Genomic DNA, 24463 nt, shown 5'->3' with positions numbered 1-24463 from the left:
CTAGTAGCCCCCGAATGCTTTAATAGAACAGTTGCCTGTTTTGGGCTCGCAAATTGTAAGAAAAAGAGCGAGTGCAGCCCGGTGCCGTCCTCTCGAAGGCGCTGTAGTGCTGCACACTGATGTGGTTCGGCCACGGGATTTCCCGGGGGCTGTACGCGCCGGTGTCCTTAAAACGGGTTGGTAATGTCAACAATCGCTAGAAAGGGCGGACGGCAATGGCGGGACAGAAAATCCGCATCAGGCTTAAGTCCTATGACCATGAGGTCATCGACCAATCGGCGAAGAAAATCGTCGAGACGGTCACGAACGCGGGTGCCACTGTGGTGGGCCCGGTTCCTCTGCCTACTGAGAAGAACGTCTTTGTGGTAATTCGTTCTCCTCATAAATACAAGGATTCTCGCGAGCAATTCGAGATGCGCACTCATAAGCGCCTCATCGACATCGTGGACCCGACCCCCAAGGCCGTGGATTCACTGATGCACATCGATTTGCCTGCGGATGTCAATATCGAGATCAAGCTGTAAAGGAGGGGAGAAGCATGTCGTTGCAGAAAGCAAATCGTTCTGCACTGCTGGGCCGCAAGCTTGGTATGTCGCAGGTTTGGGACGAGCAGGGTTTCTTCGTTCCCGTGACGCTCGTTGATGTGTCCACGAACGTGGTCACTTGCGTCAAGACCGAAGAGAGTGATGGCTACAAGGCCGTCCAACTCGGCTATGGCCAGATTGATCCCACCAAGGTGACCAAGCCCATGGCTGGTCATTTCGCGAAGGCGGGCGTCACCCCGCGTCGTCATCTGGTCGAGGTCCGCACGGACAACGTCGACGATTTCAAGCCCGGTCAGGAACTGACCGCCGACTTGTTCGCCGATGGTTCGGAAGTGGACGTCACCGGTACGACCAAGGGCAAGGGCTTCGCCGGAACCATCAAGCGTTGGGGTTTCAAGTCCTATCGTCGTACTCACGGCTCCCACAAGAACGAGCGTCGCCCCGGCTCAGTCGGTGCATGCGCCACGCCGAGCCGTATTTTGAAGGGCAAGCGTATGGCCGGTCGTATGGGCCATGTCACTTCCACCGTGCAGAACCTTGAGGTCGTTTCCTCCGATAAGGAGAACGGCGTCATCGCCATCAAGGGCGCTCTTCCAGGGCCCAAGGGTGGCATCGTCCTGCTTCGTTCGGCTGTGAAGGGAGCCTGATAAACCATGGCAAAAGTAACACTCAATGTCACCGACGCCAAGGGCAAGTCCGCTGGCACCGTTGAGGCGCCGGTCGAGATCTTCGGCATCTCCAATGAAGAGGTCGAGGCTCACGTCCCGCTGATTCATCAGGTGGTCGTCGCTCAGCTCGCCGCAGCACGTCAGGGCACCCACGCGGTCAAGAGCCGTGGCGATGTCTCTGGTGGCGGCAAGAAGCCGTGGAAGCAGAAGGGCACCGGTCGCGCTCGTCAGGGCTCGATTCGCGCTCCCCAGTGGGTTCACGGTGGTATCGCTCACGGCCCAGTGCCGCGCGATTATTCCCAGCGCACTCCCAAGAAGATGAAGGCCGGCGCTCTGCGCTATGTGCTTTCCAACCGCGCGAACGCCGGTCGTGTCGCCGTCGTCGACTTTGGCATCAAGGACACTCCGTCCACCAAGGCCGCCGTCGCAGCGCTCACCCCGGTAAGCCGCAACGAGTTCACCACCGTCGTGCTTTCACGCGACAACGTGAACGAGTGGCTTTCCGTTCGCAACATCCCGACGGTGCATGTGCTCTTCGCAGATCAGCTCAACACCTACGATGTGGTTACCGCTCAGTATGTCGTCTTCAGCAAGGAAGGCTTCGATGCCTTCGTCGCCGCCAAGACTGAGCCCAAGGAGGCCTGAACGATATGGTAGCTATTCACAATCCCGCCCACGATGTCATCATCAAGCCGGTAGTCTCCGAAAAGAGCTACGCCGCCGGTGACCGTGGCCAGTACACTTTCGTGGTCGCTCCTGACGCCAACAAGGTTCAGATCAAGCAGGCCGTCGAAACAATCTTCAACGTCAAGGTGACGAACGTCAACACCCTCAACCGCGCAGGCAAGCGCCAGCGCACCCGCACCGGATTCGGTTCTCGCGTCAATCAGAAGCGCGCGATCGTCACGGTCGCCGAGGGTCAGTCAATCGACATCTTCGGCAAGTGAAGCAATAGCCGAAAAAGTCAAAGGAAGAACTAATTATGGCTATCCGCGTATATAAGCCGACGACTCCGGGCCGCCGCAACGCGTCTGTGTCGGATTTCTCCGACCTCACGCGCTCCACGCCTGAGAAGTCGCTGGTACGCAAACTCAACAGCACCGGCGGTCGTAACTCTTACGGCCGTGTGACCTCCCGCCATCGCGGCGGCGGCCACAAGCGCCAGTACCGTCTCATCGATTTCAAGCGTTGGGACAAGGACGGCGTTCCTGCCAAGGTTGCTGAGATCGAATATGATCCGAACCGCTCCGCCCGCATCGCTCTCCTGCATTATGCAGATGGCGAGAAGCGCTACATCGTGGCGCCGAAGGGTGTCAAGCAGGGTGACGTCATCGAGACCGGCGAGAATGCCGATATCAAGCCCGGCAACAATCTGCCGCTGCGCAATATCCCCACCGGTACGATCGTCCACGCCATCGAGCTCCGTCCTCTGGGCGGCGCCAAGATCGCGCGCTCCGCTGGTGCAGGCGTTCAGCTTGTCGCCAAGGACGGTGCCTACGCCCAGTTGCGTATGCCATCCGGAGAAATCCGCAACGTCGACGCACGCTGCCGCGCCACCGTCGGTGAGGTCGGTAACTCCGATCACGCCAACGTTCAGCTTGGCAAGGCCGGTCGCGCCCGCTGGATGGGCAAGCGCCCGATCACCCGTGGTGAGTCCATGAACCCGGTCGACCACCCGCATGGTGGTACCACTCGCGGTGGCAAGCCGCCAGTGTCGCCGTGGGGCAAGGGCGAAGTTCGTACTCGCCGTCCGAAGAAGGCTTCGAACAAGATGATTGTTCGTCGTCGTCCCAATGGCAAGAACCGTAAGTAAGGAGCGTCGAATAGATGTCACGTAGCATCAAGAAGGGCCCCTTCGTCGACGCCCATTTACAGAAGAAAGTCGACGAACAGAACGAGAAGGGCACGAAGAACGTCATCAAGACGTGGTCGCGCCGTTCGATGATCACCCCGGACTTCATCGGTCACACGTTCGCCGTGCACGATGGTCGCAAGCATGTCCCGGTCTTCGTGACCGAAGCCATGGTCGGCCACAAGCTCGGTGAATTCGCCCCGACGAAGACCTTCCGTGGTCACGTTCATGACGACAAAAAAGCTCGCCGCTAAAGGAAGAGAAAGATTATGGAAGCTAAAGCAATCGCACGTCACGTCCGTGTGACGCCGCGCAAGGCTCGCCGCATGGTCGACCTCATCCGAGGCAAAAAAGTGAGCGAAGCCGTCACCATCCTGAAATTCGCCCCGCAGGACGCCTCTGAGCCAGTGCTCAAGGTTCTGCAGAGCGCCACCGCGAACGCACGCGTCAAGGCCGACAAGGCCGGCGAGGCGTTCCGTGAGAACGACCTGTATGTGAAAGAGACCTATGTGGATGAGGGCGTGACGCTCAAGCGTTTCCGTGCTCGTGCACAGGGCCGCGCCGGACGCATCAACAAGCGCACCAGCCACATCACCGTCGTTGTCGCCAGCAAGGAAGGAGCCCGCTAAAGATGGGTCAGAAGATCAATCCGTTAGGCTACCGCCTGGGTATCACTGAAGACCACCGTTCCAAGTGGTTCTCCGATTCCAACAAGCCTGGTGAGCGTTACAGCGACTTCGTCCTCGAGGACGACAAGATTCGCAAGGCCATGAACAAAGACCTCGAGCGTGCAGGCGTGTCCCGCATCATCATCGAGCGCACCCGTGACCGCGTGCGTGTGGACATCCACACCGCCCGCCCGGGCATTGTCATCGGCCGTCGTGGAGCGGAAGCCGAACGTGTTCGCGCCAAGCTCGAGAAGATCACGGGCAAGCAGGTTCAGCTCAACATCTTCGAAGTCAAGAACGCCGCTCTGGACGCCCAGCTTGTCGCTCAGTCCATCGCCGAGCAGCTGACCAACCGTGTCACGTTCCGTCGTGCCATGCGCAAGGCTCAGCAGGATGCGATGCGCGCTGGTGCCAAGGGTATCCGCATCAAGCTCTCCGGCCGCCTTGGAGGCGCCGAGATGAGCCGTTCCGAGTTCTATCGTGAGGGTCGCGTTCCGCTGCAGACCCTTCGCGCCCTGATTGATTACGGCTTCTTCGAAGCCCGTACGACCTATGGCCGTATCGGTGTGAAGGTCTGGATCTACAAGGGCGACATGACCGAACGTCAGTTCGATGAGCAGCAGGCCCAGCAGGACAACAACCGTGGACGCCGTGGCGGCGATCGTCGCCCGCGCCGTGGTGGCCGTCCCGCCGGTGCTCGTGGTTCCAAGCCAGAAGCCAAGGCCCCTGCGGCCGACGCTCCGGCGGCCGAACCCGCAGCAGCCGCAGCACCTGCCGCCTCGGAAGCAAAGGAGTGAGCAGATATGCTTATCCCAAAGAGGACTAAGTACCGTAAACAGCAGCGTCCGAAGCGCCGCGGCATGTCCAAGGGCGGCAACGAGATCGCGTTCGGCGATTATGGCATCCAGGCTCTGGCCCCTGCCTACATCTCCAACCGCCAGATCGAGGCCGCTCGTATCGCCATGACCCGCTACATCAAGCGTGGTGGTCGTGTGTGGATCACGATCTTCCCTGATCGTCCTTTGACCAAGCACGCGCTCGGAAGCCGAATGGGTTCCGGCAAGGGCACCCCGGAGTCCTGGATCGCCAATGTGCATCCCGGACGCGTGATGTTCGAAATCGGCGGTGTCGACGAGGCGACCGCGAAGGAAGCCCTTCGCCGCGCCATCGACAAGCTGCCGATGAAGTGCCGCATTATCGCACGTGAAGGCGGTGACATCTGATGGCAGTCGGAACAGCTGACTACAGCATCAAGAATCTCAACGAGAAGACCAATGGCGAGATCGAGGGCTTCCTCAAGAAGTCCAAGGAAGAGCTCTTCAACCTGCGCTTCCAGAACGCCACCGGTCAGCTTGACAACTCCGCCAGGCTCAAGGCCGTGAAGCATGACATCGCCAGGATGTACACTGTCCTGCGTGAACGTGAACTCGGTATCAGCGAGGCGCCTGAGTCGGGCGACACGAAGACTGAGGAGAAGTAAGCATGGCTGAAAAGCAAGAGCGCAACTTCCGCAAGACTCGTAGTGGTTACGTCGTGTCCGACGCAATGGACAAGACCATCACCGTCGAGCTCGAGCAGCGTTCGACCCACCCCCTGTACGGCAAGGTCGTCCGTTCCACTCGTAAGGTCAAGGTTCATGACGAGCACAACGACGCCCACAACGGCGACTTCGTGCGTATCATGGAGACTCGGCCTTTGAGCAAGACCAAGCGTTGGCGTCTCGACTCCATCGTCGAACGCGCCAAGTAACAAGTTCGGCAAGGCTCCGCTGCTCACCCTCACGGGTGGCAGGGGAGAACCAGCGCGGCTAAGGAGAATCAATGATTCAGCAGGAAACGCGGCTTCATGTCGCCGACAACACGGGTGCCAAGGAGATCTTGGCCATCCGAGTGCTCGGCGGATCGAAGCGACGCTATGCCGGCATCGGCGACGTAATCGTCGCCTCCGTCAAGGACGCGATCCCTGGCGGGTCGGTCAAGAAGGGCGACGTGGTCAAGGCCGTTGTCGTCCGCACGGTAAAAGAGCATCGTCGCAAGGACGGCTCATACATCAAGTTCGACGAGAACGCTGCGGTTATTCTTGGCTCCGGCCATGAGCCAAAGGGCACTCGTATCTTCGGACCGGTCGGACGTGAACTGCGCGACAAGCGCTTCATGAAGATCGTGTCCCTCGCCCCGGAGGTGATCTGAGATGGTAGCCAAGATCAAGACCGGCGACCAGGTCAAGGTCATCCGCGGCAAGGATCGCGGGAAGGAAGGCAAAGTCACCAAGGTGCTTGCCAACGACCGTCTGATCGTCGAAGGTGTCCAGATCGTCAAGAAGCACGTGCGCGCCACCCAGCAGGGTCAGCAGTCCGGCATCGTCTCCGTTGAGGCGCCGATCCATCGCTCCAATGTGATGGTCATCGACCCGGAGACCAAGGAACCGACCCGCGTCGGCGTCAAGGTCACGACCAAGGCCCAGGACGGCAAGGTCAAGACCGTGCGCACCCGCATCGCCAAGAAATCAGGAAAGGAGCTGGCATGACCGATACGTCAGTCGAAGCGCCGGCAACACCGCGCCTGAAGCAGCAGTACAACGAAAAGATCGTGCCCGAGCTTGAGAAGGAATTCAAGCATTCCAACCCGATGCAGGTCGCCAAGGTCCAGAAGGTCGTCGTCTCCATGGGCGTCGGCGCCGCGGCCCGCGACTCCAAGCTCATCGAGGGCGCCGTCAAGGATCTCACGGCCATCACCGGCCAGAAGCCGAAGGTCACCAAGGCCAAGAAGTCCGTCGCGCAGTTCCATCTGCGTGAGGGCCAGGCCATTGGCGCCTACGTCACGCTTCGCGGCGACCGCATGTGGGAGTTCCTCGACAGGCTGCTCGTTCTGGCTCTGCCGCGTATCCGCGATTTCCGCGGTATCAGCGATCGTCAGTTCGATGGCCAGGGCAACTACAACTTCGGTCTCACCGAGCAGTCCATGTTCCACGAGATCGATCCGGATGCGATCGATCATCAGCGCGGCATGGACATCACCGTGGTGACCAGCACCAAGGATGACAAGGAAGCTCGGGCATTGCTCAAGCACCTTGGCTTCCCCTTCAAGGAGAACTGAAATGGCAAAAACCGCTCTTAGAAACAAGGCTGCTGCCAAACCAAAGTTCAAGGTGCGCGCCTACACGCGCTGCCAGGTTTGCGGCCGTCCCCACTCCGTATATCGCAAGTTCGGCCTGTGCCGCATCTGCCTTCGCGAGAAGGCTCATCGTGGCGAGCTGCCCGGAGTTACGAAGTCCAGTTGGTAAACATCGACGCTGAAGGTCCTCGGCCGGGGCAGGTCCTATCGATTTGCTCCGGCGGAGGAAACCACGGCGAGAAAGGGCGTTAGCCCACATGACAATGACAGATCCAATCGCAGACATGCTTACGCGTCTGCGTAATGCGAGTGCGGCGAAGCATGAGACCGTTTCGATGCCGTACTCCAAGTTCAAGGCGGCGATCGCCGAGATCCTGAAGCGTGAAGGCTATATCAAGGACTTCACCGCTACGGATGCCCGCGTCGGCCAGAACCTTGAGATCACGCTGAAGTACGGTCCCAATGGCGAGCGTGCCATTCAGGGCATCAAGCGCATCTCGAAGCCCGGCCTGCGTCGCTATGCGAAGTCGGACGCGCTGCCGATGCCACTTGGTGGCATGGGTGTCGCGATCATCTCGACCAGTGCAGGATTGTTGACCCAGAAAGATTGCCTCGACCGGGGCATCGGCGGCGAGATCGTCGCCTTCGTTTGGTGAGAAAGGAGAGCTAAACATGGCATCACATATTGGTAAGCTCCCCGTCACCATTCCGGCAGGCGTGGAAGTCAAGATCGACGGACAGAACTTCAGCGTCAAAGGCGCCAAGGGTTCTGATTCCTACACTATTCCCGACGGCATCACCGCCCGCGTCGAAGACAACACCATTTACTTCGACCCGGCCGATGACCAGCTGCAGACCCGTGCGGACCATGGTCTGGCCCGTTCCATCGTCGCTTCGATGGTCCAGGGCGTGCACGAAGGATTCACCAAGACGCTGGACATCGTCGGCACCGGTTACCGTGCGCAGATGAAGGGCAAGGGCATCGAGTTCTCGCTCGGCTATTCGCACACCATCACCGTCAACCCGCCCGAAGGCATCACCTTCGAGCTGCCGAATGCCAACCAGGTGGTCGTCAAGGGTATTGACAAGCAGGCGGTCGGTCAGGCCGCGGCCAATATCCGCGCGCTTCGCAAGCCGGAACCCTACAAGGGCAAGGGCATCAAGTACACCGACGAACACATCCTGCGCAAGGCTGGAAAGGCTGGTAAGTGATATGACAGTCAAGATTTTCGGTAAAGGCAAGAAAGTCGCAAGGCTTCGCCGTCACGCACGTCTTCGCAAGCACCTCACCGGCACCGCAGAGCGTCCGCGTCTGGTCGTCACCCGTTCGAACCGCCACATGGTCGCTCAGATCGTCGACGACACCAAGGGCGTCACTTTGGTCAGCGAGTCCACCATCACCCATGATTTCGATGGGTTCAAGGGCACCAAGACCGAAGCCGCTCAGAAGGTCGGCGAGCTGATTGCCAAGAAGGCCAAGGACGCGGGCATCGATTCCGTCGTCTTCGACCGTGGTGGCAACAAGTATCATGGTCGCGTCGCAGCCGTAGCTGAAGGCGCCCGTCAGGGAGGTCTTGCACTGTGAGCGACAACGAAAAGGAAACCCAAGTGACTGAAGAAACTCAGAACACGCAGGCGTCCAACGATAACAAGCAGGGCCAGCGCAATGACGATCGTCGTGGTTCACGCCGCGGCGGACGTGGCGAAGGCCGCGGTGAAGGCCGTCGAGGGGAGCGTCGCGGTGAACGCCGCGGCCGTCGCGAGGAAAATCGTGGCGACGAGCTGCTCGACCGCGTCGTGACCATCAACCGCGTTTCCAAGACCCGTAAGGGTGGCCGTAGCATGAGCTTCGCCGCTCTCGTGGTGGTCGGAGACGGCAACGGCACCGTCGGTGTTGGCTATGGCAAGTCCCGTGAGGTTCCTGCCGCCATCGCCAAGGGCCAGCTTGACGCCAAGAAGCACATGTTCACCGTCCCGCGCGTTCGCGGCACCGTGACCCACCCGGTCATCGGCCATGACGCCGCAGGTACCGTCCTGCTTCGTCCCGCCGCTCCCGGCACCGGCGTAATCGCCGGCGGTGCGGTCCGCGCCGTCATGGAGTGCGCAGGCATCTCTGATATCCTTACCAAGTCCATGGGAAGCGCCACCGCGGTCAACGTGGTTCGCGCCACTGTGGATGCCTTGAAGCAGCTCGAGGAGCCGGAAGAGATCGCGGCGCGCCGTGGCTTGACCGTTGAGGAAGTCGCTCCCGACACCCTGCTTCGTGCTCGCGCCGAAGGCATCGCCGAGGCCCGCAAGGCCCGTGAGGACGCCAAGGCCGAAGCCGAACAAGCCAAGGATGGTGAAGAGTAATGGCAGATCTGAAGATCACACTGACAAAAGGTCTGGTCAACCGCAAGCCCGCCCAGCGCGACACCGTTCGCACGCTCGGCCTGCACAAGATCGGTCAGACGGTTGTCCGTGAGGACACTCCTGCAACCCGCGGTCTGATCAATGCGGTTCGCCACTTGGTCACGGTTGAGGAGGCCTGATATGGCAGAACAAGAAGAAAACACGATTTTGCAGATGCATGACCTGCGTCCTGCTCCGGGTGCCAAGAAGAACCGCATCCGCGTGGGCCGTGGCGAGGGTTCCAAGGGCAAGACCTCGGGACGTGGCGCCAAGGGCACTTTGAAGCGTTACCAGGTTCGTCCTGGCTTCGAAGGTGGCCAGCTGCCTCTCTACATGCGCCTGCCGAAGCTTCGCGGCTTCAAGAGCCCCTTCAAGCAGGAGTTCCAGGTCGTCAACGTCTCCGCACTCTCCAAGCTGTTCCCGAAGGGTGGGGAGGTCACGGTCGCCGATCTCGTCAAGGCCGGTGCGGTTCGCGCCGGATACCCTGTCAAGGTCCTGGGCGACGGTGAGACCAAGGTCGCGTTCACGCTCAAGGGCGTGAAGGCTTCCAAGTCCGCCAAGGCCAAGATCGAGGCTGCAGGCGGCACCATTTCCGAAGAGTAATTCGGATGTCTGTAATGTGAGCCTTTAGGGTTCGCATGCATGGTGGTCCTTTTCGCATCAGCGAAGGGGACCACTTGTTTTTGCCATTCTTGGGCATTGTGCTCACCATGATGCACACTCATTGAGATATGCCAGAGTGCGCACGATTGAAACGGCTCGGGAATCGGCAATCCGCAAAATAACGGTGAACTTCACAATTGCCGGAGTGGTGCACGTTATTTGGTAGACGCTTGACGCTAAGATTATCGCTTAGTGTGTTTGCATCGGCACAGCAGATGTGCCGAATAGGGAAGGAAATCTAGGTGAGGACGTTAATCCAGGCCCTGAAGACGAAGGAACTTCGCCATAAGATCCTCTTCGTGCTCGGCATCATTGTCATCTACCGCATCGGTTCGTTCATACCGACACCGGGAGTGGACTACAAGGTGGTCCAGCAATGCGTGGGCACCATGAAGACGGCCCAGGAGAACTTCGTGGGGTTGGTCAACCTCTTCTCCGGCGGCGCCATGCTGCAGCTATCGATCTTCGCATTGGGCGTCATGCCGTACATCACGGCGTCCATCGTCATCCAACTGCTGCGCGTGGTCATCCCTCGTTTCGAGGCGCTGCATAAGGAAGGCCAGTCCGGCGAGACGAAGCTGACGCAGTACACGCGTTATCTCACCATCGGCCTGGCGATCCTGCAGTCCACCACCATCCTGGTCACCGCCCGTTCCGGCGCGTTGTTCAACTACCAGTGCGGCCAGGTCGTTCCTGACGGCTCGGTGTGGAACCTCGCGGTCATGGTCATGATCATGACCGGTGGCACGGGTCTCATCATGTGGATGGCCGAGTTGATTACCGACAAGGGCATCGGCCAAGGCATGTCCATTTTGATCTTCATGTCCATCTGCTCCGGCTTCCTGCCGCAGCTTTGGCGCATCGGTTGGGGCACCAACGGCAAGAACGGCAACTGGACGTACTTCGGCATCGTCGTCGCGGTCCTCATCGTCATCCTCATCTTCGTCGATTTCGTCGAGCTCGCGCAGCGCCGCATCCCGGTGCAGTACACACGCCGCATGATCGGCCGCAAGATGTACGGCGGTTCCTCCACCTACCTTCCGCTGAAGATCAACATGTCCGGCGTCATCCCGCCGATCTTCGCCTCCTCGATCCTGGCAATCCCGACGCTGATCGCGCAGTTCGGCAAGTCCGACCAGAAGTGGGTCAAGTGGATCAACACCAACCTGGCCAACACGACCTCCGTCTGGTACATCGCGCTCTACGCCGTGATGATCGTGTTCTTCTGCTTCTTCTACACGTCGATCACCTTCGACCCTGACGAGACCGCGGACAACATGAAGCAGTACGGTGGCTTCATCCCCGGCATCCGCGCCGGCAGCGCCACCAGCCGTTACCTGAGCTATGTGATGAACAGGCTCAACACGGTCGGCGCCATCTACCTGCTCTTCGTCGCGTTGATTCCGACCATGCTCATCATGATGCTGAAGCTCAACAACAAGCTTCCGTTCGGTGGCACGACCATCCTGATCATCGCGGGCGTCGGCCTCGATACCCTGCGTCAGGCCAAGGCCCAGACCGAGCAGTTCCAATACACCGGCTTCCTGCTTGAGGACACCGACCATATCGAGGGCGAGGACGTCAAGACGTCCAAGAAGTCCAAGAGCTCCGCGACGGCCGTTTTGGAGAGCACCTCCAACGAAAGCGAAGACGCCGTGTCCGAGACGACCGATGAGGAAGCCACCAAGACCGACGAAGATGCCACAGATACCTCAGCGGTCGAAAACTCAGAGGTTGAGAACACCGAGACCACCGATTCCGAAGATTCAACCACCGAGAGTGGCGAATCGAACGAAGAGGATGCGACCAGCGATGACAAATCCTCCAAGGACGATGACGACACCGACGACAAGTCCGAGTGACGATATTCGGTTGAGCCGTTGAAAACAGCTGTAAAGAAAAAACAATGAAATGATGCTCATCCGTCTTTGAAACGGGTGGGCATCATTTGCTAGGTACAACAACCAAGGAAGTGGATTACATGCGTCTATTAATTATGGGCCCGCAAGGAGTGGGCAAGGGAACCCAAGCCAAGCTGATCGCGGAGCACTACGGCATCCCGCACATCTCCACCGGCGACATCTTCCGCTACAACATGAAGAACAACACCCCGCTCGGGCAGGAAGCCAAGAGCTATACCGACAAAGGTCAGCTCGTGCCTGATGAACTGACCAACAAGATCGTCAAGGACCGCCTCGCCATGGACGATGCCAAGAACGGCTGGATCCTCGACGGCTACCCGCGCAACGCGGCCCAGGTCGAGGCGCTCGACAAGATGCTCGAAGGGCTCGGCACCCCGCTCGACAAGGTCGTGGCGCTCGACGCCGACCGCGACATCCTGATGAAGCGTATCGCCAAGCGCGCCGCCGAAGAAGGCCGTGCCGACGACAACGCCGAGGCCATCGCCCAGCGTCTCAAGACCTACGACGAGGAGACCGCGCCACTGCTCGACACCTACAAGTCCCGTGGCTGCCTGGTCCCCATCGATGGCGAGGGTGATATCGAGGACATCTCCAAGTCCATCTTCGACGCGCTCGACTGATAGGGCATTTCTTTCATGTGGTTGGTTGCGGCATGATTATGCGACCGACACCTGACACTGAAATCCGCCATTAGCACAAGAAGAGATTGAATGCAACACGCCGTGTCGCATCTGGTCTCTTCTTTTGCTATAGTAATAAGTTGGTGTGTTTTCGGATGCGCCGAAACTGTAATATCGGCCAAAGAACGGAATGAGGCTCATGGCTAAAGACGGTGTGATTGAAGTCGAAGGTCAGGTGGTGGAAGCACTGCCGAACGCGATGTTTCGCGTCGAACTTGAAAACAAGCACATCGTGCTGGCCACGATCTCAGGCAAGATGCGCAAGAATTACATCCGCATCCTCCCGCAGGACCGTGTGGTCCTTGAGATGAGCCCCTACGATCTGAACCGTGGTCGTATTACGTACCGTTATAAGTAAAAGGTACAGAAAAGGAAAACCATGAAGGTCAGCCCTAGTGTGAAGAGGATCTGCGAGAATTGCCGCGTGATCCGTCGTCACGGTCGCGTCATGGTGATCTGCTCCAACCCGCGCCACAAGCAGCGTCAAGGCTGAGCGGAAAACCTCCGACCAGAAAAGGTACTGAGTCGCAGCCCAAAAGCTGAACCCCGGGTACGTAGGCCCGAGCCGGGAAACCGGATGACTTGGTACAAACCTACGGAAACATAGAAGGAATCGCAATGGCACGTCTTGCCGGAGTCGACATCCCCAATGAGAAGCGCATCGAGATCGCCCTCACCTATATCTTTGGTGTCGGCCGTACTCGCGCGAAGGAAACGCTTGCCGCAACCGGTGTGAATCCGGATACCCGCGTCAAGGATCTGAGCGATGAGCAGCTTATTACGCTGCGCGACTATCTTGAGGCAAATTACAAGATTGAAGGCGATCTGCGTCGTGAAGTCGATGCGGATATTCGTCGCAAGATTCAGATCAACTGCTATCAGGGCCAGCGTCACCGCCATGGTCTTCCTGTGCGCGGTCAGCGCACCAAGACCAACGCCCGCACCCGCAAGGGTCCGAAGCGTACCGTCGCTGGAAAGAAAAAGGCCGTCAAGTAATCAGCCTTAAGCAGTTATGAAGAGGGACGGGGCGTTGTTGGCAGTAAAGATTACGTTCCAGGCTCTTCGTGACGTAGGAATCATTCGTAATTAGGAAACGAGGATCAATGGCAGCTGCAAAGCAAGCCGTGCGCAAGCCGCGTCGCCGTGACCGCAAGTCGGTCCCGGTCGGTCAGGCGCACATCAAGTCCACTTTCAATAACACCATCATCTCCATCACGGATCCCTCGGGCGCTGTCGTGGCCTGGGCCTCCGGTGGCGATGTCGGTTTCAAGGGCTCACGTAAGTCCACCCCCTACGCCGCAGGCATGGCCGCTGAGTCCGCCGCCCGCAAGGCGCAGGAGCACGGCGTCAAGAAGGTCGACGTCTACGTCAAGGGTCCGGGCAGCGGTCGCGAAACCGCCATCCGCTCCCTGCAGTCCGCAGGCCTTGAGGTCGGCTCCATCACCGACGTCACCCCGCAGGCTCATAACGGTGTGCGCCCTCCGAAGCGCCGTCGCGTCTGAAGCACTTCATTTAACCATCCGTCCAACCCGCTTATGACCAGTGAGTGCACCACCGATCAGAAGCTGAAAGGATAACACAGTGCTTATTGCACAGCGTCCGCAACTTACTGAGGAATCACTGAATCCGCAGCGTTCTCGCTTTGTTATCGAGCCGCTCGAGCCTGGATTCGGCTATACGCTCGGTAATTCGTTGCGTCGTACCCTGCTGAGCTCCATTCCCGGAGCGGCAGTCACTTCGGTGCGCATCTCCGGTGCCCTGCACGAGTTCACCACTCTGCCAGGCGTCGAGGAGGATGTCACCGAGATCCTGCTCAATATCAAGGGAATCGTACTCACCAGCGAATATGACGAACCGGTTGTCATGTATCTGCGTAAAAGCGGCAAGGGCGAGGCCACCGCGGGGGACATCACCCCTCCGGCCGGCGTCACCATCGCCAATCCGGATATGCATATCGCCACCCTCGCGGATGACGGCGAACTTGAGATCGAGTTCACCGTCGAGCGCGGCCGTGGCTATGTCCCCGCGCAGATGAACAAGCAGGACGGCGATGAGATCGGCCGTATTCCGGTCGATTCCATCTATTCGCCAGTCCTCAAGGTGAGCTACAAGGTTGAGGCGACCCGTGTCGAACAGCGCACGGACTTCGACAAGCTCATCCTCGATGTGGAGACCAAGCCGGCGATTTCGCCGCGCGACGCCGTCGCATCCGCCGGTTCCACCCTTGTCGAGCTCTTCGGTCTGTGCCGCGAGCTCAACACGCAAGCGGAAGGCGTCGAGGTCGGCCCGGCTCCGGTTGAGGAAGAAGTCAACCCGGAGATGTCGATTCCGATCGAGGAACTCAATCTCACCCAGCGCAGCTACAACTGCCTGAAGCGCGAAGGTATCCACACCGTCGGTGAATTGGTGTCCCACACCGAGCAGGATCTGCTCGACATCCGTAATTTCGGTATGAAGTCGATCGATGAGGTCAAGGAGAAGCTCGAAAGCATGGGTCTCTCGTTGAAGGCCTCGCCGCTGGGCTTCGATACCAACAACCTTGAAGGTGGCACTTTCTTCTCGCCTGAGGACGAGTGAGAGCCAACTTCATTTTAAGCTTCGGTAATCGTTTGGATGTTCGGGCGTATGCCCACCTGAACGGTGTAAAACCGGGGCGTTAAGGAGTAATAATGCCTACACCTAGAAAAGGGCCGCACCTGGCTTCAAGCCCGGCTCATGAGCGTCTGATGCTCGCGAACATGGCGACCAGCCTGTTCGAGCACGGCCGCATCGTCACAACGTTGCCGAAGGCCAAGCGCCTTCGCCCGGTGGCCGAGCGCCTCATCACCTTCGCCAAGCGCGGGGATCTGGCCAGCCGCCGTCGCGTGATGCGCGTCATCCGCAACAAGTCCATCGTGCACAAGCTCTTCACCGAGATTGCCGAGCAGATGCAGCAGCGCGAGGGTGGCTACACCCGCATCGTGAAGATCGCCCCCTCCAAGGGCAACAACGCGCCGCGCGCCATCATCGAGCTCATCACCGAACCGGTGAGCGCCAAGGAATCCGTGGTCAAGGAAGCCGAGGCTTCCGCTGCGGTCGCCGAGGACAAGGCCGCGGTCGAAGAGGCCGAAGCCAAGGTCCAGAAGGACACAGCCGAGACCGCCAAGACCAAGACGGATAAGGCCGTTGACGAGGCTGAGGCCAAGGAGACTGAGGTCAACGCCGATGTCGCCGCGGACAAGGCCGAGGTCAAGAAGGCCGAAGCCAAGGACGTCGACGCTGAGGCCAAGAAGGCCGCCAAGGCCAAGAAGCCGGCTGCCAAGAAGGCTCCTGCGAAGAAACCTGCAGCCAAGAAGCCAGCCGCCAAGAAGGCTGACAAGGAAGAGAAGTGAGTCGCTAGATTCGCTTGAGTTTTTCTTCATAAAGAAGGTCGGAGATGCGAGTCTCCGGCCTTCTTGCGTATGTGGATACGGATTCGTGACGGTAGACCACGTATACTGGCAACGATGAGATTACGAATTGACTTGGCATACGACGGCGGCGGATTCCATGGTTGGGCCAAGCAGCCCGGCCTGCGGACCGTGCAAGGGGCCGTGGAGGACGCCCTGCATACCGTTCTGCGTGTGCCTGTTGATGATGCCGGTGAGCCGTTGCGGTTGGTGGTTGCCGGACGCACCGACACCGGCGTGCACGCCGCTCATCAAGTCTGCCACTTGGACGTGGGGGAGCAGACGCTTGAGCGCTGCGTGGGGCACATGGAAGTGCCTGCGGTCGAAGCGTTGCGCCGACGGCTAAGCCACGACTTGCCGGATGATATTGCATTACATAATGTGCGTGTCGCCCCGAAGGGTTTCGATGCACGCTTCTCGGCCTTGGAACGGACGTACGTCTATCGGATTGCAGACGGGGCGAGGCCGGCTGATCCGAGAATGCGCGGTTTTGTCTGGAAACTTGAAGACACGCTTGACGTTCCTGCGATGAACGAGGCCGCAGCCTTGACCATCGGCCTGCATGATTTCGGCTCGTTCGCCACGCCAAATCCCGGTGGCACCACCATTCGCGAGGTCAAGAAAGCCATTTGGCAGCGTGTACCGGTGAAGGATATGTTTGGAAATCCCGGAAACGGAGAAAAGGCGGAAATCGTAAGTTCCAGCCAAAAGTCCGGTGTTGGAATGGAAATGACCGCAAACGACGCGGAGAATGTGGGTTATTCCGTACCGACGCTGGAATCCGGTCTTGTGTGCTTCACCATCGTGGCCGATGCTTTTGCGCACAACATGGTGCGTTCGTTGGTCAACGCCTGTGTCCAGGTCGGAAGGCACCGCAAGTCCTTGGACTGGTTCGCGCAGAAAATGGCCAATCCGGTTCGCGAAGGTTCAACGGGCCCCATCGCCGCCTGTGGCTTGACTCTCGAACATGTCGCTTACCCGCCGGATGCCGGGTTGACGAGTAGGGCTGCTTCGATTCGCGCGCGTCGTACGTTGGAATGAAGCACGCCACGCCCGGTTGCGGTGGTTGGTACGTTGTCTTATACTAGAAAAGTTGCGTTTTGCGCAGCAGTGGATGAATGTCCGAGCGGTCTAAGGAGCACGCCTCGAAAGCGTGTGAGGAGAAATCCTCCGCGAGTTCGAATCTCGCTTCATCCGCGTCAAGCCTCCGGAGCTTCGGTTTCGGAGGCGTTTTCATACCGTCAGCTCGTGGCAACGTGGCCAGGTGCGGTGCATGCAACTACTCGTACAGGGCGTGGTCAAAGGCCGGATAGCCCAGTGACAGCGCGAGGTAGATGCGCGAGGAAATAAGGTCGGAAAGCACCGCCAACGATTTGCTGCTGCCGGTGCTGCGTGGGGTCTTGTCCCTGCTTCCGTTGTTTTTAGCGGTATTCGAAGTAGGAAATGTATTGGCAAGGGCCGTCAGCGATTCACGGGCGCAATTCATCTCGGCGACGGCCACGGTGGGAGCCTGAAGGCCGGTGCTCGGATCGGTGATCGTGTCGGGGTGGGCGAGAAGGTTGCCCACATCATAGACTTTCTGCCGTGGATCGTTGGGAGCCGCTGCCGCAGAAGAGTCTTTGGCCTCAAGCGAAATGAGACGCGAGGCGATGGCCTTGTGATCGTCGCTTAATTGCAATGTCGCGCCGCCGACGCCCCTGGCTGCCAGCACCTCGATTTCGAAACCCGCCCGATCCTCGGCCAACGCCATTGAGGCAAGGGCGTCGTTGCTCACATTCAAGGCGACGATGTCATTGAGATTGGCCAGCGCCGCCTTGGCGTGGGTCGGGCTGGCTCCCACGATAGGGGAAAGGCTCTGTTGCAACCATTGCATCTGCGCGCTTTTCATGGTGTACACGCTGAACTGGGAAGGGCAGAGCGTGGCCGCTTGCCGCCAGGATTGCGCGGCGTCTCCGGCGGCAAGATAGCGGGCGATGAACGGGTTCCCCTCGGTGGCATTGGTCGTCACCGTCGCGGCACTGATATAGGTCGTTCGGCAAGGCCCGGCGGATTCGACAGGGGACTCGATTCTCGGGGCGTTGCAAGCGGCCAGAGGCAAGGCGAAAGCCATGATGGTGGCGCTCGGCAGGACACGTCTTCCTAGAAAATTGAGCAAGGAGGGAAAAATACCACGTGTCTTCATAAACCACTAGAATATCGAATGATTATGACTTCATAGGGCTATTAGAAGAGCTCGGCAGATAATTTCATATAGGAGGTCTTGCGACCATGGAACTGGACCTGACAGGTATTCATCAGCTCGCGGCGGGGCAGGGAATCGATTCTGAAACACTTGACAACGCACTTTCCGAAGCGTTGCTATTGGCTTATAGCAAAACACCACATGCGGCGAAGCACGCTCGCGTTGAACTCGACGAGCGTGCCGGCACCTTCACCATCTGGGCGAGGGACGAGAAGCCCGTGGAACCCACCGAGGAGGACCCGCATCCGCGTCCTGAACTCGGTGAGGAATACGACGACACCCCGCATGATTTCGGGAGGCTCGCGGCTTCGACGGCCCGTCAGGTGATTCGCCAGCTCTTCCGTGATGCGGAGGACGAGCGCGTGCTCGGCGCCTTCGCCGGGCAGAAGGGCAAGCTCATCACCGGCGTCATCCAGCAGGACACGAAGGACCCGGCCAACGTGCATGTCGCCGTGGGCGACGTCGAGGCCATCCTTCCCAAGCGCGAGCAGGTGCCTGGCGAGCATTATCGTCACGGCGACCGCCTGCGTGTCTATGTCGTCACCGTCGGCCGTGGCTTGAAGGGCCCTGAGATCGTCGTGTCCCGTTCGCACCCCGAACTGGTGCGCAAGCTGTTCGAACGTGAGGTTCCGGAACTGGTTTCCGGTGCTGTCTCGATCATGGCCATCGCCCGTGAGGCCGGTGCCCGCACCAAGATCGCCGTTCGCGCCAACACCGAGGGCGTCAATCCGAAGGGTGCCCTGATTGGCCCCGGCGGTGCTCGCGTGCGCGCGGTGATGGAGAACCTCGGCCCGGAGAAGATCGACATCGTCGATTGGTCGAAAGATCCCGCCAAGTTCGTCGGTTCGGCGCTTTCGCCGGCTGTCGCCACCGGCGTCGACATCGTCAGCGAGAAGAACAAGACGGCCATCGCCTACATCCACGACGATCAGCTTTCGCTCGCCATCGGCAAGGAGGGCCAGAACGCCCGTCTCGCCGCCAAACTCACCGGTTGGAAGATCGGCATCGAGTCCAGCGAGGCGCATGCGGCGGCGCAGGCGCAGGCCGCTGCCAAGACCACCGAAGCCGGCGAAACGGCAGGAAACGAGCAATAGTCTGCAATCCAGCATGACGAGTATGCTGGATTAAAGCAATCCGAATGTGAGCACGCAGTGTGCCTGCATGTCGGCAGGAGACGAGGTAACACAATCATGGTCGCACGATGAGTCTGGGTAAGCTCGCCGTAACAATACATTGACCGTGCATGTACGCGCGGTCACAATAGTAGGAGAAAACTGAGTGGCAAAACAGCGCGTATATGAACTCGCTAAAGAGTTTGGCGTAGATAGCAAAGCCGTCCTTCAGAAGCTGAAGGACATGGGGGAGTTCGTCAAATCCGCATCCTCCACAGTGGAAGCGCCGGTCGTCCGCAAATTGCGGGCCGCGTTCCCTCAAAATGACGGTTCCGGAGCAAATGGGGATTCCGGAAAATCCAAGACCAACGCACACGGTGCCAAGCCGAGCAATGGTCATCAGCGCCAAGGCGCGACAGCGGCCAGGCCCGGTCAAGAGGCGCGTCCGCATTTCTCGGCGAAGCCAGGGCAAGGCTCACGCGGCGAATCCGCGCGTGGCGAGCAGACACATGGTTCACATCATGAGGGCGGCAACCGCGAATACGAAGGCGGCCGTGGCCATAACGAGCATGGTGGGCGCGATCACGGGCGTCGTCAAGGCGGTATGCCAGGGCCTCGTGGCAACCAGCATTTCGGCGGCAACAACGGAGGTATGAGGCCGGGCGCAAACGGTTCGCACAACGGTTCTCAGCGTCCCGGCAACGGCGGTGCACAGCCGGCTCCGCATTCCCAGCATGCCGGTTCCGGGCCCCGTCCGGGCAACAATCCGTTCAGCCGCAAGCAGGGCATGCATGTGCCCATGCCCAGCGGCATCCCGCGTCCGCACCCGATGGCCCGTCCCACCGTCAGCAATGGCCGTGGTGGCGGTCGCAATGGTGGAGGGCGCAACGGCGGCCGTGGAGGGTTCCGTAACGGGCGTTCGGAACAAGGCGCAAGGCCAGGGCAGTGGGGGCACAATCGTCCCGGCCAAGGCCAGGGCGAATCCCAAGGGCGCGGCGGCAACCGCTTCGGCGGCGGCCCCAGCACCGGTGGCTATCAGGGCGGCGGTCCGTCCCGTGGTGGCGGCCGCGGTCGCGGCGGTGCCGCAGGCGCGTTCGGTCGTCAGGGTGGCAAGTCCTCGAGAGCCCGCAAGAACAGGCTCGCGAAACGTCGTGATTACGAGGAGATTAAAGCTCCTACCATCGGCGGCGTCCGCATTCCTACCGGAAACGGCCAGACCATCAAGCTGCGTCAAGGCGCGACGTTGGCCGACCTTGCTGAGAAGATCAACGTCAACCCCGCCGCTTTGGTGACGGTCATGTTCCACTTGGGTGAGATGGTCACGGCCACCCAGTCCCTTGACGAAACGACTTTCCAGATTCTGGGCGAGGAAATCGGTTGGAACATCAAGATCGTTTCCTCCGAGGAGGAAGACAAGGAAATCCTCCAGCAGTTCGACATCAATCTTGATGAGGAAGAGCTGCAGGATGACGAGAACCTCAAGCCGCGTCCGCCCGTGGTCACCGTCATGGGCCATGTCGACCACGGCAAGACCCGCCTGCTCGATACCATCCGCAAGACCAATGTCTCCGCACGCGAGGCCGGCGGCATCACCCAGCGCATCGGCGCTTATCAGGTGACCGTCAACCTTGAGGACAAGCCGCGCAAGATCACCTTCCTCGATACCCCTGGCCACGAGGCGTTCACCGCCATGCGTGCCCGTGGTGCCGAGCTCACCGACATCGCGGTCTTGGTCGTAGCGGCCGATGACGGCGTGATGCCGCAGACAGTCGAGGCCATCAACCACGCGCAGGCGGCCAAGGTGCCGATCGTCGTGGCGGTCAACAAGATCGATGTCCCCGGAGCGAACCCCGAAAAGGTGCGCGGCCAGCTTACCGAATTCGGCCTGGTTCCTGAGGAATACGGCGGCGACACCATGTTCGTCGACATCTCGGCGAAGCAGGGCACGAACGTCGACAAGCTGCTCGAGGCGATTCTTCTTACCGCTGACGCGGAACTTGATTTGAAGGCCAACCCCGACATGGACGCGCGCGGCGCGACCGTCGAGGCAAGGCTCGACAAGGGCCGTGGCGCCGTGGCGACCGTGCTGGTGCAGCAGGGCACGCTCCATGTGGGCGATGCCATCGTGGCCGGTACTTCATACGGCCGTGTGCGTGCGATGCTCAACGAGGACGGCAAGCAGATGAAGGCCGCAGGACCCTCCACACCTGTTCAGGTGCTTGGTCTGACTTCCGTGCCGAGCGCCGGCGACCTCTTCCTGGTCGCCCCCGACGACCGCACCGCCCGCCAGATCGCCGAAAAGCGTCAGGCTTCCGAACGTGCGGCTCAGCTGGCCAAGCGCCGCAAGGTCGTCTCGCTCGAGAGCCTCAAGGAGCAGTTCGCCAAGTCCGAGGTCGATATGCTCAACATCGTCATCAAGGGCGATTCCTCCGGTTCCGTCGAGGCGCTGGAAGATTCCCTGATGAAGATCGAGGTGTCCGACGAGGTCGGCATCCAGGTCATCCACCGCGGCGTCGGCGCGATCACCCAGAACGATGTCAACCTGGCAAGCGTGGACAAGGCCGTCATCATCGGCTTCAACGTCCGCCCGAACCGTCAGGTCGCCGATCTCGCCGAGCGCGAGGGCGTGGAGATCAAGTACTACTCCATCATCTACAAGGCGATCGAGGACATCGAGGCGTCCCTCAAGGGCATGCTCAAGCCGGAATACGAAGAGGTCACCACCTCCCATTCCGAGATTCGCCAGATCTTCCGTTCCTCCAAGTTCGGCAATATCGCCGGCGTTATGGTTCAGGACGGCGAGGTCAAGCGTGGCACCAAGGCGCGCATCCTGCGCAACGGCGTCACCACGGTCAACGATCTCGAGATCTCCTCGCTGCGTCGTTTCAAGGACGATGTGCAGTCCGTCAAGGAAGGCTACGAGGCCGGTATCAACCTCGGCAACTTCAACGACATCCAGGAAGGCGACATCATCGAGACCTTCGAGATGAAGGAAATCGAGCGCAAGGATGGCCAGCCTTCGAAGAAGGACGACAAGGACTCCGACAAGTCCGACGATGCCAAGAACAATCTCAAGGCACCGGCTCCCAAGGCTGATTCCAAGAAGAACTGAATAGGGCGGTCTAATTGTTAGGCCGAACTGATTTTGAGCGTTAGTCGCCCGTCGCGCTGTTGGTTGTGTGCGACGGGCGACAGCGCTATGTTTAGAGATATATTCGTATATTTGTCAAGGCGGCGCGAGTTGCGTTGTGCCTTAAAGAAATCAAGGAAACGTTATGGCAGGAACCAATCCACGGGCCGCGCGTATCGCGGCGTTGATCCAGCGCGTCATTGCCTCGTCGATGGAACGCACTTTGCATGACAAACGCTTGAACGGCGTCACCATCACCGATGTGCGCGTCACCGGCGACTTGCAGATTGCCCGCGTCTACTGGACCCAGCTCGGGCAGGAGGGCAAGGCCGAGGGAGAGCGCAAGCGTGCGGAACAGGCGCTGAAGCAGGCCACCGGCAGGCTTCGTTCGCTGGTTGGCGCGAAGGCCGGTCTGCGGCTCACCCCGCAACTGCAGTTCATCTATGATGAAGTGCCAAGCGAGGCGCACGAGATCGAGGACATCCTGGTCACCGCGCATAAACGCGACGAGGAGCTCGACAAGGCCCGTGAGTCCGCGAAGTATGCTGGTGACGAGAATCCGTATGTCGAACCTCGCAAGAAGAAGACCGCCGCCGACTTTGAGGATGATGGTGTCGAAGAAGAGTAAACAACCGGAGCTTTCCGGGCTGGTTGTGGTCGACAAGCCGCTTGGCGTGACCAGCCACGACGTGGTGGCCGCCGTACGTGGGGAACTGCACATGCGCCGCGTCGGCCACGCGGGCACGCTTGATCCGCAAGCCTCGGGGGTGCTGGTCATCGGTTTCGGCCACGGCACACGTTTGCTCAATTACATCGTCGATCACACCAAGACTTACGAGGCCACCATTCGCCTTGGGCAGAGAAGCACTACCGATGATTCCGAAGGTGAGATCACCACGGTTGCGCTGGTAAGATTGGCGGATGATTTCGGTAACGATGTTGTCAATCAACGCGACATTGACCCTGAATCAAAGAACGGGCATGATTCCCATGAGCGTTCATCCCACGCTTCTTCGGAGCTGGCGATGGCAAATGATTTAACGCTGCCTTTCGATAGCGGAATAACCCGTGCCGGAGATTCTGGCGGAGTTCGGGTACTGACGATTCAGCAGATTGAACAAGCCATCAACGAACATCTGACTGGCGATATCGAGCAGGTGCCGAGCGCCTATTCCGCGGTTCGCGTCAACGGCCGTCACGCCTACGAGTTGGCCCGTCAAGGCAAGGAAGTAGAGCTTGACGCACGTCCCGTTACCATCAGCAAGTTCACCGTACTGGGCGCTCGCAATGTTGATGTAAGTACCGATAATTTTGATACTGAAAATAACGTGAATGGGTCTGCAGATGCAACAACTCCTGTTGTTGACGTGGATGTGCGTATCAGCTGTTCGACGGGCACGTACATCCGTTCGCTTGGGCGTGATTTGGGACAGCTTTTAGGGGTCGGTGGCTACCTGACGAAGTTGCGTCGCACGCGGGTTGGTAAGTTCGATTTGGCCGATTCGCAATTGGCCGAACGCGTGGTCACGGCACACGCCAAGCCGCACACGTTCACCAATCGCGAGGGTGTGACGCTGACCTTGAACAAGGCCGTGTTGGATGTTGATGCCGATAAGCTCAGGCGACGCTCCTTGACGATGCTCGAGGCCGCCCAACGCACAATGCCAACCATTCCCATCAGTGATGAGGATGCCCAGAATCTGCGTTTCGGCCGTAGACTGCCGATGACATTGACCACTGAAGCGAATACCGAGCATCATTCCAGTATCGAATCGATCAACAGGTTGTCGGCGATTGCTGACACCACGATTGTTGACACTACAAATAAGAGGACTTCGTCCAATGTCGACAGTGGTCAAGACGATGGGATCAGTGGTACAGCGGCGGTATATCTTCCACAAACTGGCGAAGTCGTTGGCATTGTGGAGCCTGCAAACAACCATGAGCTGAAATCCGTGGTGGTTTTTCCCGCAGTTGGGTAAAGCCTCAAGAAAAGGGGTCTTCCGCACATGCGGCATGGCTGATAGGATTGGCTTCCGATAAACAAGA

At 59.5% G+C, this 24463-nt stretch carries 33 protein-coding genes, 1 tRNA gene and 3 pseudogenes; 36 read left to right on the top strand and 1 reads right to left on the bottom strand.

Annotated elements, in window-relative coordinates; all coding sequences use genetic code 11:
• Positions 1-215 precede the first annotated feature (215 nt).
• The 31 genes and pseudogenes from rpsJ (at position 216) to OZX73_RS06940 (ending at position 17127) form a co-directional block, all read left to right on the top strand.
• Positions 216-524 carry a 30S ribosomal protein S10 gene (gene rpsJ / locus OZX73_RS07090; RefSeq protein ID WP_277143821.1) on the top strand — a complete coding sequence of 103 codons (309 nt, stop codon included), beginning with the start codon at positions 216-218 and terminating at the stop codon, positions 522-524.
• A 14-nt stretch (positions 525-538) separates the two neighbouring features.
• Positions 539-1192 carry a 50S ribosomal protein L3 gene (rplC, locus tag OZX73_RS07085; protein WP_277148886.1) on the top strand — a complete coding sequence of 218 codons (654 nt, stop codon included), beginning with the start codon at positions 539-541 and terminating at the stop codon, positions 1190-1192.
• A 6-nt stretch (positions 1193-1198) separates the two neighbouring features.
• Positions 1199-1858, top strand: coding sequence for a 50S ribosomal protein L4 (rplD, locus tag OZX73_RS07080; RefSeq protein WP_277148884.1), 660 nt, complete (start codon positions 1199-1201; stop codon positions 1856-1858).
• Positions 1859-1863: 5 nt separating this feature from the next.
• Positions 1864-2160: a 50S ribosomal protein L23 gene (gene rplW / locus OZX73_RS07075; protein ID WP_277148882.1), complete on the top strand. Its 297-nt coding sequence runs from the start codon at positions 1864-1866 to the stop codon at positions 2158-2160.
• Positions 2161-2195: 35 nt separating this feature from the next.
• Complete coding sequence (rplB, locus tag OZX73_RS07070; protein ID WP_277148880.1) at positions 2196-3026, top strand: 50S ribosomal protein L2; 831 nt, start codon at positions 2196-2198, stop codon at positions 3024-3026.
• A gap of 14 nt (positions 3027-3040) precedes the next feature.
• Positions 3041-3319 carry a 30S ribosomal protein S19 gene (gene rpsS, locus OZX73_RS07065; protein WP_277143831.1) on the top strand — a complete coding sequence of 93 codons (279 nt, stop codon included), beginning with the start codon at positions 3041-3043 and terminating at the stop codon, positions 3317-3319.
• A gap of 15 nt (positions 3320-3334) precedes the next feature.
• Positions 3335-3694 carry a 50S ribosomal protein L22 gene (gene rplV / locus OZX73_RS07060; protein WP_277143833.1) on the top strand — a complete coding sequence of 120 codons (360 nt, stop codon included), beginning with the start codon at positions 3335-3337 and terminating at the stop codon, positions 3692-3694.
• Between the two features lie 2 nt (positions 3695-3696).
• Positions 3697-4530: a 30S ribosomal protein S3 gene (gene rpsC, locus OZX73_RS07055; RefSeq protein ID WP_277148878.1), complete on the top strand. Its 834-nt coding sequence runs from the start codon at positions 3697-3699 to the stop codon at positions 4528-4530.
• A 6-nt stretch (positions 4531-4536) separates the two neighbouring features.
• Positions 4537-4956, top strand: a complete 420-nt coding sequence (gene rplP / locus OZX73_RS07050) for a 50S ribosomal protein L16 (RefSeq protein ID WP_277143838.1) — start codon at positions 4537-4539, stop codon at positions 4954-4956.
• The gene (rpmC, locus tag OZX73_RS07045) at positions 4956-5213 is read left to right on the top strand and encodes a 50S ribosomal protein L29 (RefSeq protein ID WP_277148876.1); all 258 of its coding nucleotides are present in this window, start codon (positions 4956-4958) and stop codon (positions 5211-5213) included. Before rplP ends, rpmC begins: the two co-directional genes overlap by 1 nt.
• Positions 5214-5215: 2 nt before the next feature.
• Positions 5216-5482 (top strand): 30S ribosomal protein S17, encoded by a 267-nt coding sequence (gene rpsQ / locus OZX73_RS07040; protein ID WP_277143842.1) that lies wholly within the window; start codon positions 5216-5218, stop codon positions 5480-5482.
• Between the two features lie 71 nt (positions 5483-5553).
• Positions 5554-5922, top strand: a complete 369-nt coding sequence (gene rplN / locus OZX73_RS07035) for a 50S ribosomal protein L14 (protein ID WP_091847708.1) — start codon at positions 5554-5556, stop codon at positions 5920-5922.
• Between the two features lies 1 nt (position 5923).
• On the top strand, positions 5924-6259 hold the full coding sequence (rplX, locus tag OZX73_RS07030) for a 50S ribosomal protein L24 (protein ID WP_277143846.1): 336 nt from the start codon (positions 5924-5926) through the stop codon (positions 6257-6259).
• Positions 6256-6828 (top strand): 50S ribosomal protein L5, encoded by a 573-nt coding sequence (gene rplE, locus OZX73_RS07025; RefSeq protein WP_277148873.1) that lies wholly within the window; start codon positions 6256-6258, stop codon positions 6826-6828. The genes rplX and rplE overlap by 4 nt, the downstream gene beginning before the upstream one ends.
• 1 nt (position 6829) lies before the next feature.
• Positions 6830-7015: a type Z 30S ribosomal protein S14 gene (locus tag OZX73_RS07020; protein ID WP_277143851.1), complete on the top strand. Its 186-nt coding sequence runs from the start codon at positions 6830-6832 to the stop codon at positions 7013-7015.
• A gap of 88 nt (positions 7016-7103) precedes the next feature.
• The gene (gene rpsH / locus OZX73_RS07015) at positions 7104-7502 is read left to right on the top strand and encodes a 30S ribosomal protein S8 (protein ID WP_277148871.1); all 399 of its coding nucleotides are present in this window, start codon (positions 7104-7106) and stop codon (positions 7500-7502) included.
• 16 nt (positions 7503-7518) lie between these two features.
• Complete coding sequence (gene rplF / locus OZX73_RS07010) at positions 7519-8058, top strand: 50S ribosomal protein L6 (RefSeq protein ID WP_277148869.1); 540 nt, start codon at positions 7519-7521, stop codon at positions 8056-8058.
• Between the two features lies 1 nt (position 8059).
• A complete protein-coding gene (rplR, locus tag OZX73_RS07005) occupies positions 8060-8431 on the top strand; it encodes a 50S ribosomal protein L18 (protein ID WP_277148867.1) in 372 nt (123 codons plus the stop codon).
• The gene (rpsE, locus tag OZX73_RS07000; RefSeq protein ID WP_277148865.1) at positions 8428-9198 is read left to right on the top strand and encodes a 30S ribosomal protein S5; all 771 of its coding nucleotides are present in this window, start codon (positions 8428-8430) and stop codon (positions 9196-9198) included. The genes rplR and rpsE overlap by 4 nt, the downstream gene beginning before the upstream one ends.
• Positions 9198-9377, top strand: coding sequence for a 50S ribosomal protein L30 (gene rpmD / locus OZX73_RS06995; protein ID WP_277146295.1), 180 nt, complete (start codon positions 9198-9200; stop codon positions 9375-9377). Before rpsE ends, rpmD begins: the two co-directional genes overlap by 1 nt.
• Before the next feature lies 1 nt (position 9378).
• Entirely contained in the window at positions 9379-9840 is a 462-nt protein-coding gene (gene rplO, locus OZX73_RS06990; protein ID WP_277148863.1) for a 50S ribosomal protein L15, read from the top strand.
• A gap of 302 nt (positions 9841-10142) precedes the next feature.
• A pseudogene (gene secY, locus OZX73_RS06985) lies at positions 10143-11474 on the top strand (preprotein translocase subunit SecY); the annotation flags it as partial.
• A 407-nt stretch (positions 11475-11881) separates the two neighbouring features.
• Positions 11882-12442 (top strand): adenylate kinase, encoded by a 561-nt coding sequence (locus tag OZX73_RS06980; RefSeq protein WP_277148861.1) that lies wholly within the window; start codon positions 11882-11884, stop codon positions 12440-12442.
• A 199-nt stretch (positions 12443-12641) separates the two neighbouring features.
• Positions 12642-12860 (top strand): translation initiation factor IF-1, encoded by a 219-nt coding sequence (infA, locus tag OZX73_RS06975; RefSeq protein ID WP_003808114.1) that lies wholly within the window; start codon positions 12642-12644, stop codon positions 12858-12860.
• Positions 12861-12881: 21 nt separating this feature from the next.
• On the top strand, positions 12882-12995 hold the full coding sequence (rpmJ, locus tag OZX73_RS06970) for a 50S ribosomal protein L36 (RefSeq protein WP_043164480.1): 114 nt from the start codon (positions 12882-12884) through the stop codon (positions 12993-12995).
• Between the two features lie 125 nt (positions 12996-13120).
• The gene (gene rpsM / locus OZX73_RS06965; protein ID WP_277143870.1) at positions 13121-13498 is read left to right on the top strand and encodes a 30S ribosomal protein S13; all 378 of its coding nucleotides are present in this window, start codon (positions 13121-13123) and stop codon (positions 13496-13498) included.
• A gap of 107 nt (positions 13499-13605) precedes the next feature.
• Positions 13606-14004 (top strand): 30S ribosomal protein S11, encoded by a 399-nt coding sequence (gene rpsK / locus OZX73_RS06960; RefSeq protein WP_277143872.1) that lies wholly within the window; start codon positions 13606-13608, stop codon positions 14002-14004.
• Positions 14005-14083: 79 nt separating this feature from the next.
• On the top strand, positions 14084-15079 hold the full coding sequence (locus OZX73_RS06955) for a DNA-directed RNA polymerase subunit alpha (RefSeq protein WP_277148859.1): 996 nt from the start codon (positions 14084-14086) through the stop codon (positions 15077-15079).
• Between the two features lie 92 nt (positions 15080-15171).
• Positions 15172-15873: a 50S ribosomal protein L17 gene (gene rplQ, locus OZX73_RS06950; RefSeq protein WP_277148857.1), complete on the top strand. Its 702-nt coding sequence runs from the start codon at positions 15172-15174 to the stop codon at positions 15871-15873.
• Positions 15874-15987: 114 nt separating this feature from the next.
• Complete coding sequence (locus OZX73_RS06945; protein WP_277148855.1) at positions 15988-16971, top strand: tRNA pseudouridine synthase A; 984 nt, start codon at positions 15988-15990, stop codon at positions 16969-16971.
• Positions 16972-17042: 71 nt separating this feature from the next.
• A tRNA-Ser gene (locus OZX73_RS06940) sits at positions 17043-17127 on the top strand.
• Positions 17128-17209: 82 nt separating this feature from the next.
• Here OZX73_RS06940 and OZX73_RS06935 read toward each other — a convergent pair.
• A complete protein-coding gene (locus OZX73_RS06935; RefSeq protein ID WP_277148853.1) occupies positions 17210-18112 on the bottom strand; it encodes a hypothetical protein in 903 nt (300 codons plus the stop codon).
• An 86-nt stretch (positions 18113-18198) separates the two neighbouring features.
• Here OZX73_RS06935 and nusA point away from each other — a divergent pair, with 86 nt between their 5' ends.
• From nusA to OZX73_RS06915, 5 genes and pseudogenes are all read left to right on the top strand, one after another.
• Positions 18199-19266 (top strand): transcription termination factor NusA, encoded by a 1068-nt coding sequence (gene nusA, locus OZX73_RS06930; RefSeq protein ID WP_277148851.1) that lies wholly within the window; start codon positions 18199-18201, stop codon positions 19264-19266.
• 184 nt (positions 19267-19450) lie between these two features.
• Positions 19451-22291, top strand: a pseudogene (gene infB, locus OZX73_RS06925) (translation initiation factor IF-2); the annotation flags it as partial.
• Positions 22292-22559: 268 nt separating this feature from the next.
• Positions 22560-23042 carry a 30S ribosome-binding factor RbfA gene (rbfA, locus tag OZX73_RS06920; RefSeq protein WP_277148848.1) on the top strand — a complete coding sequence of 161 codons (483 nt, stop codon included), beginning with the start codon at positions 22560-22562 and terminating at the stop codon, positions 23040-23042.
• Positions 23023-23307: pseudogene (locus OZX73_RS08830) on the top strand (tRNA pseudouridine(55) synthase TruB); the annotation flags it as partial. The gene rbfA and the pseudogene OZX73_RS08830, both read left to right, overlap by 20 nt.
• Positions 23308-23439: 132 nt before the next feature.
• A complete protein-coding gene (locus OZX73_RS06915; protein WP_348519479.1) occupies positions 23440-24396 on the top strand; it encodes a hypothetical protein in 957 nt (318 codons plus the stop codon).
• The last annotated feature ends 67 nt before the right edge of the window (positions 24397-24463 follow it).

This window comes from Bifidobacterium sp. ESL0775 (assembly GCF_029395475.1).
Lineage (GTDB): Bacteria > Actinomycetota > Actinomycetes > Actinomycetales > Bifidobacteriaceae > Bifidobacterium.
The sequence above is the reverse complement of the archived record's forward strand: the minus strand, read 5'-3'. Positions and strand labels throughout refer to the sequence as shown.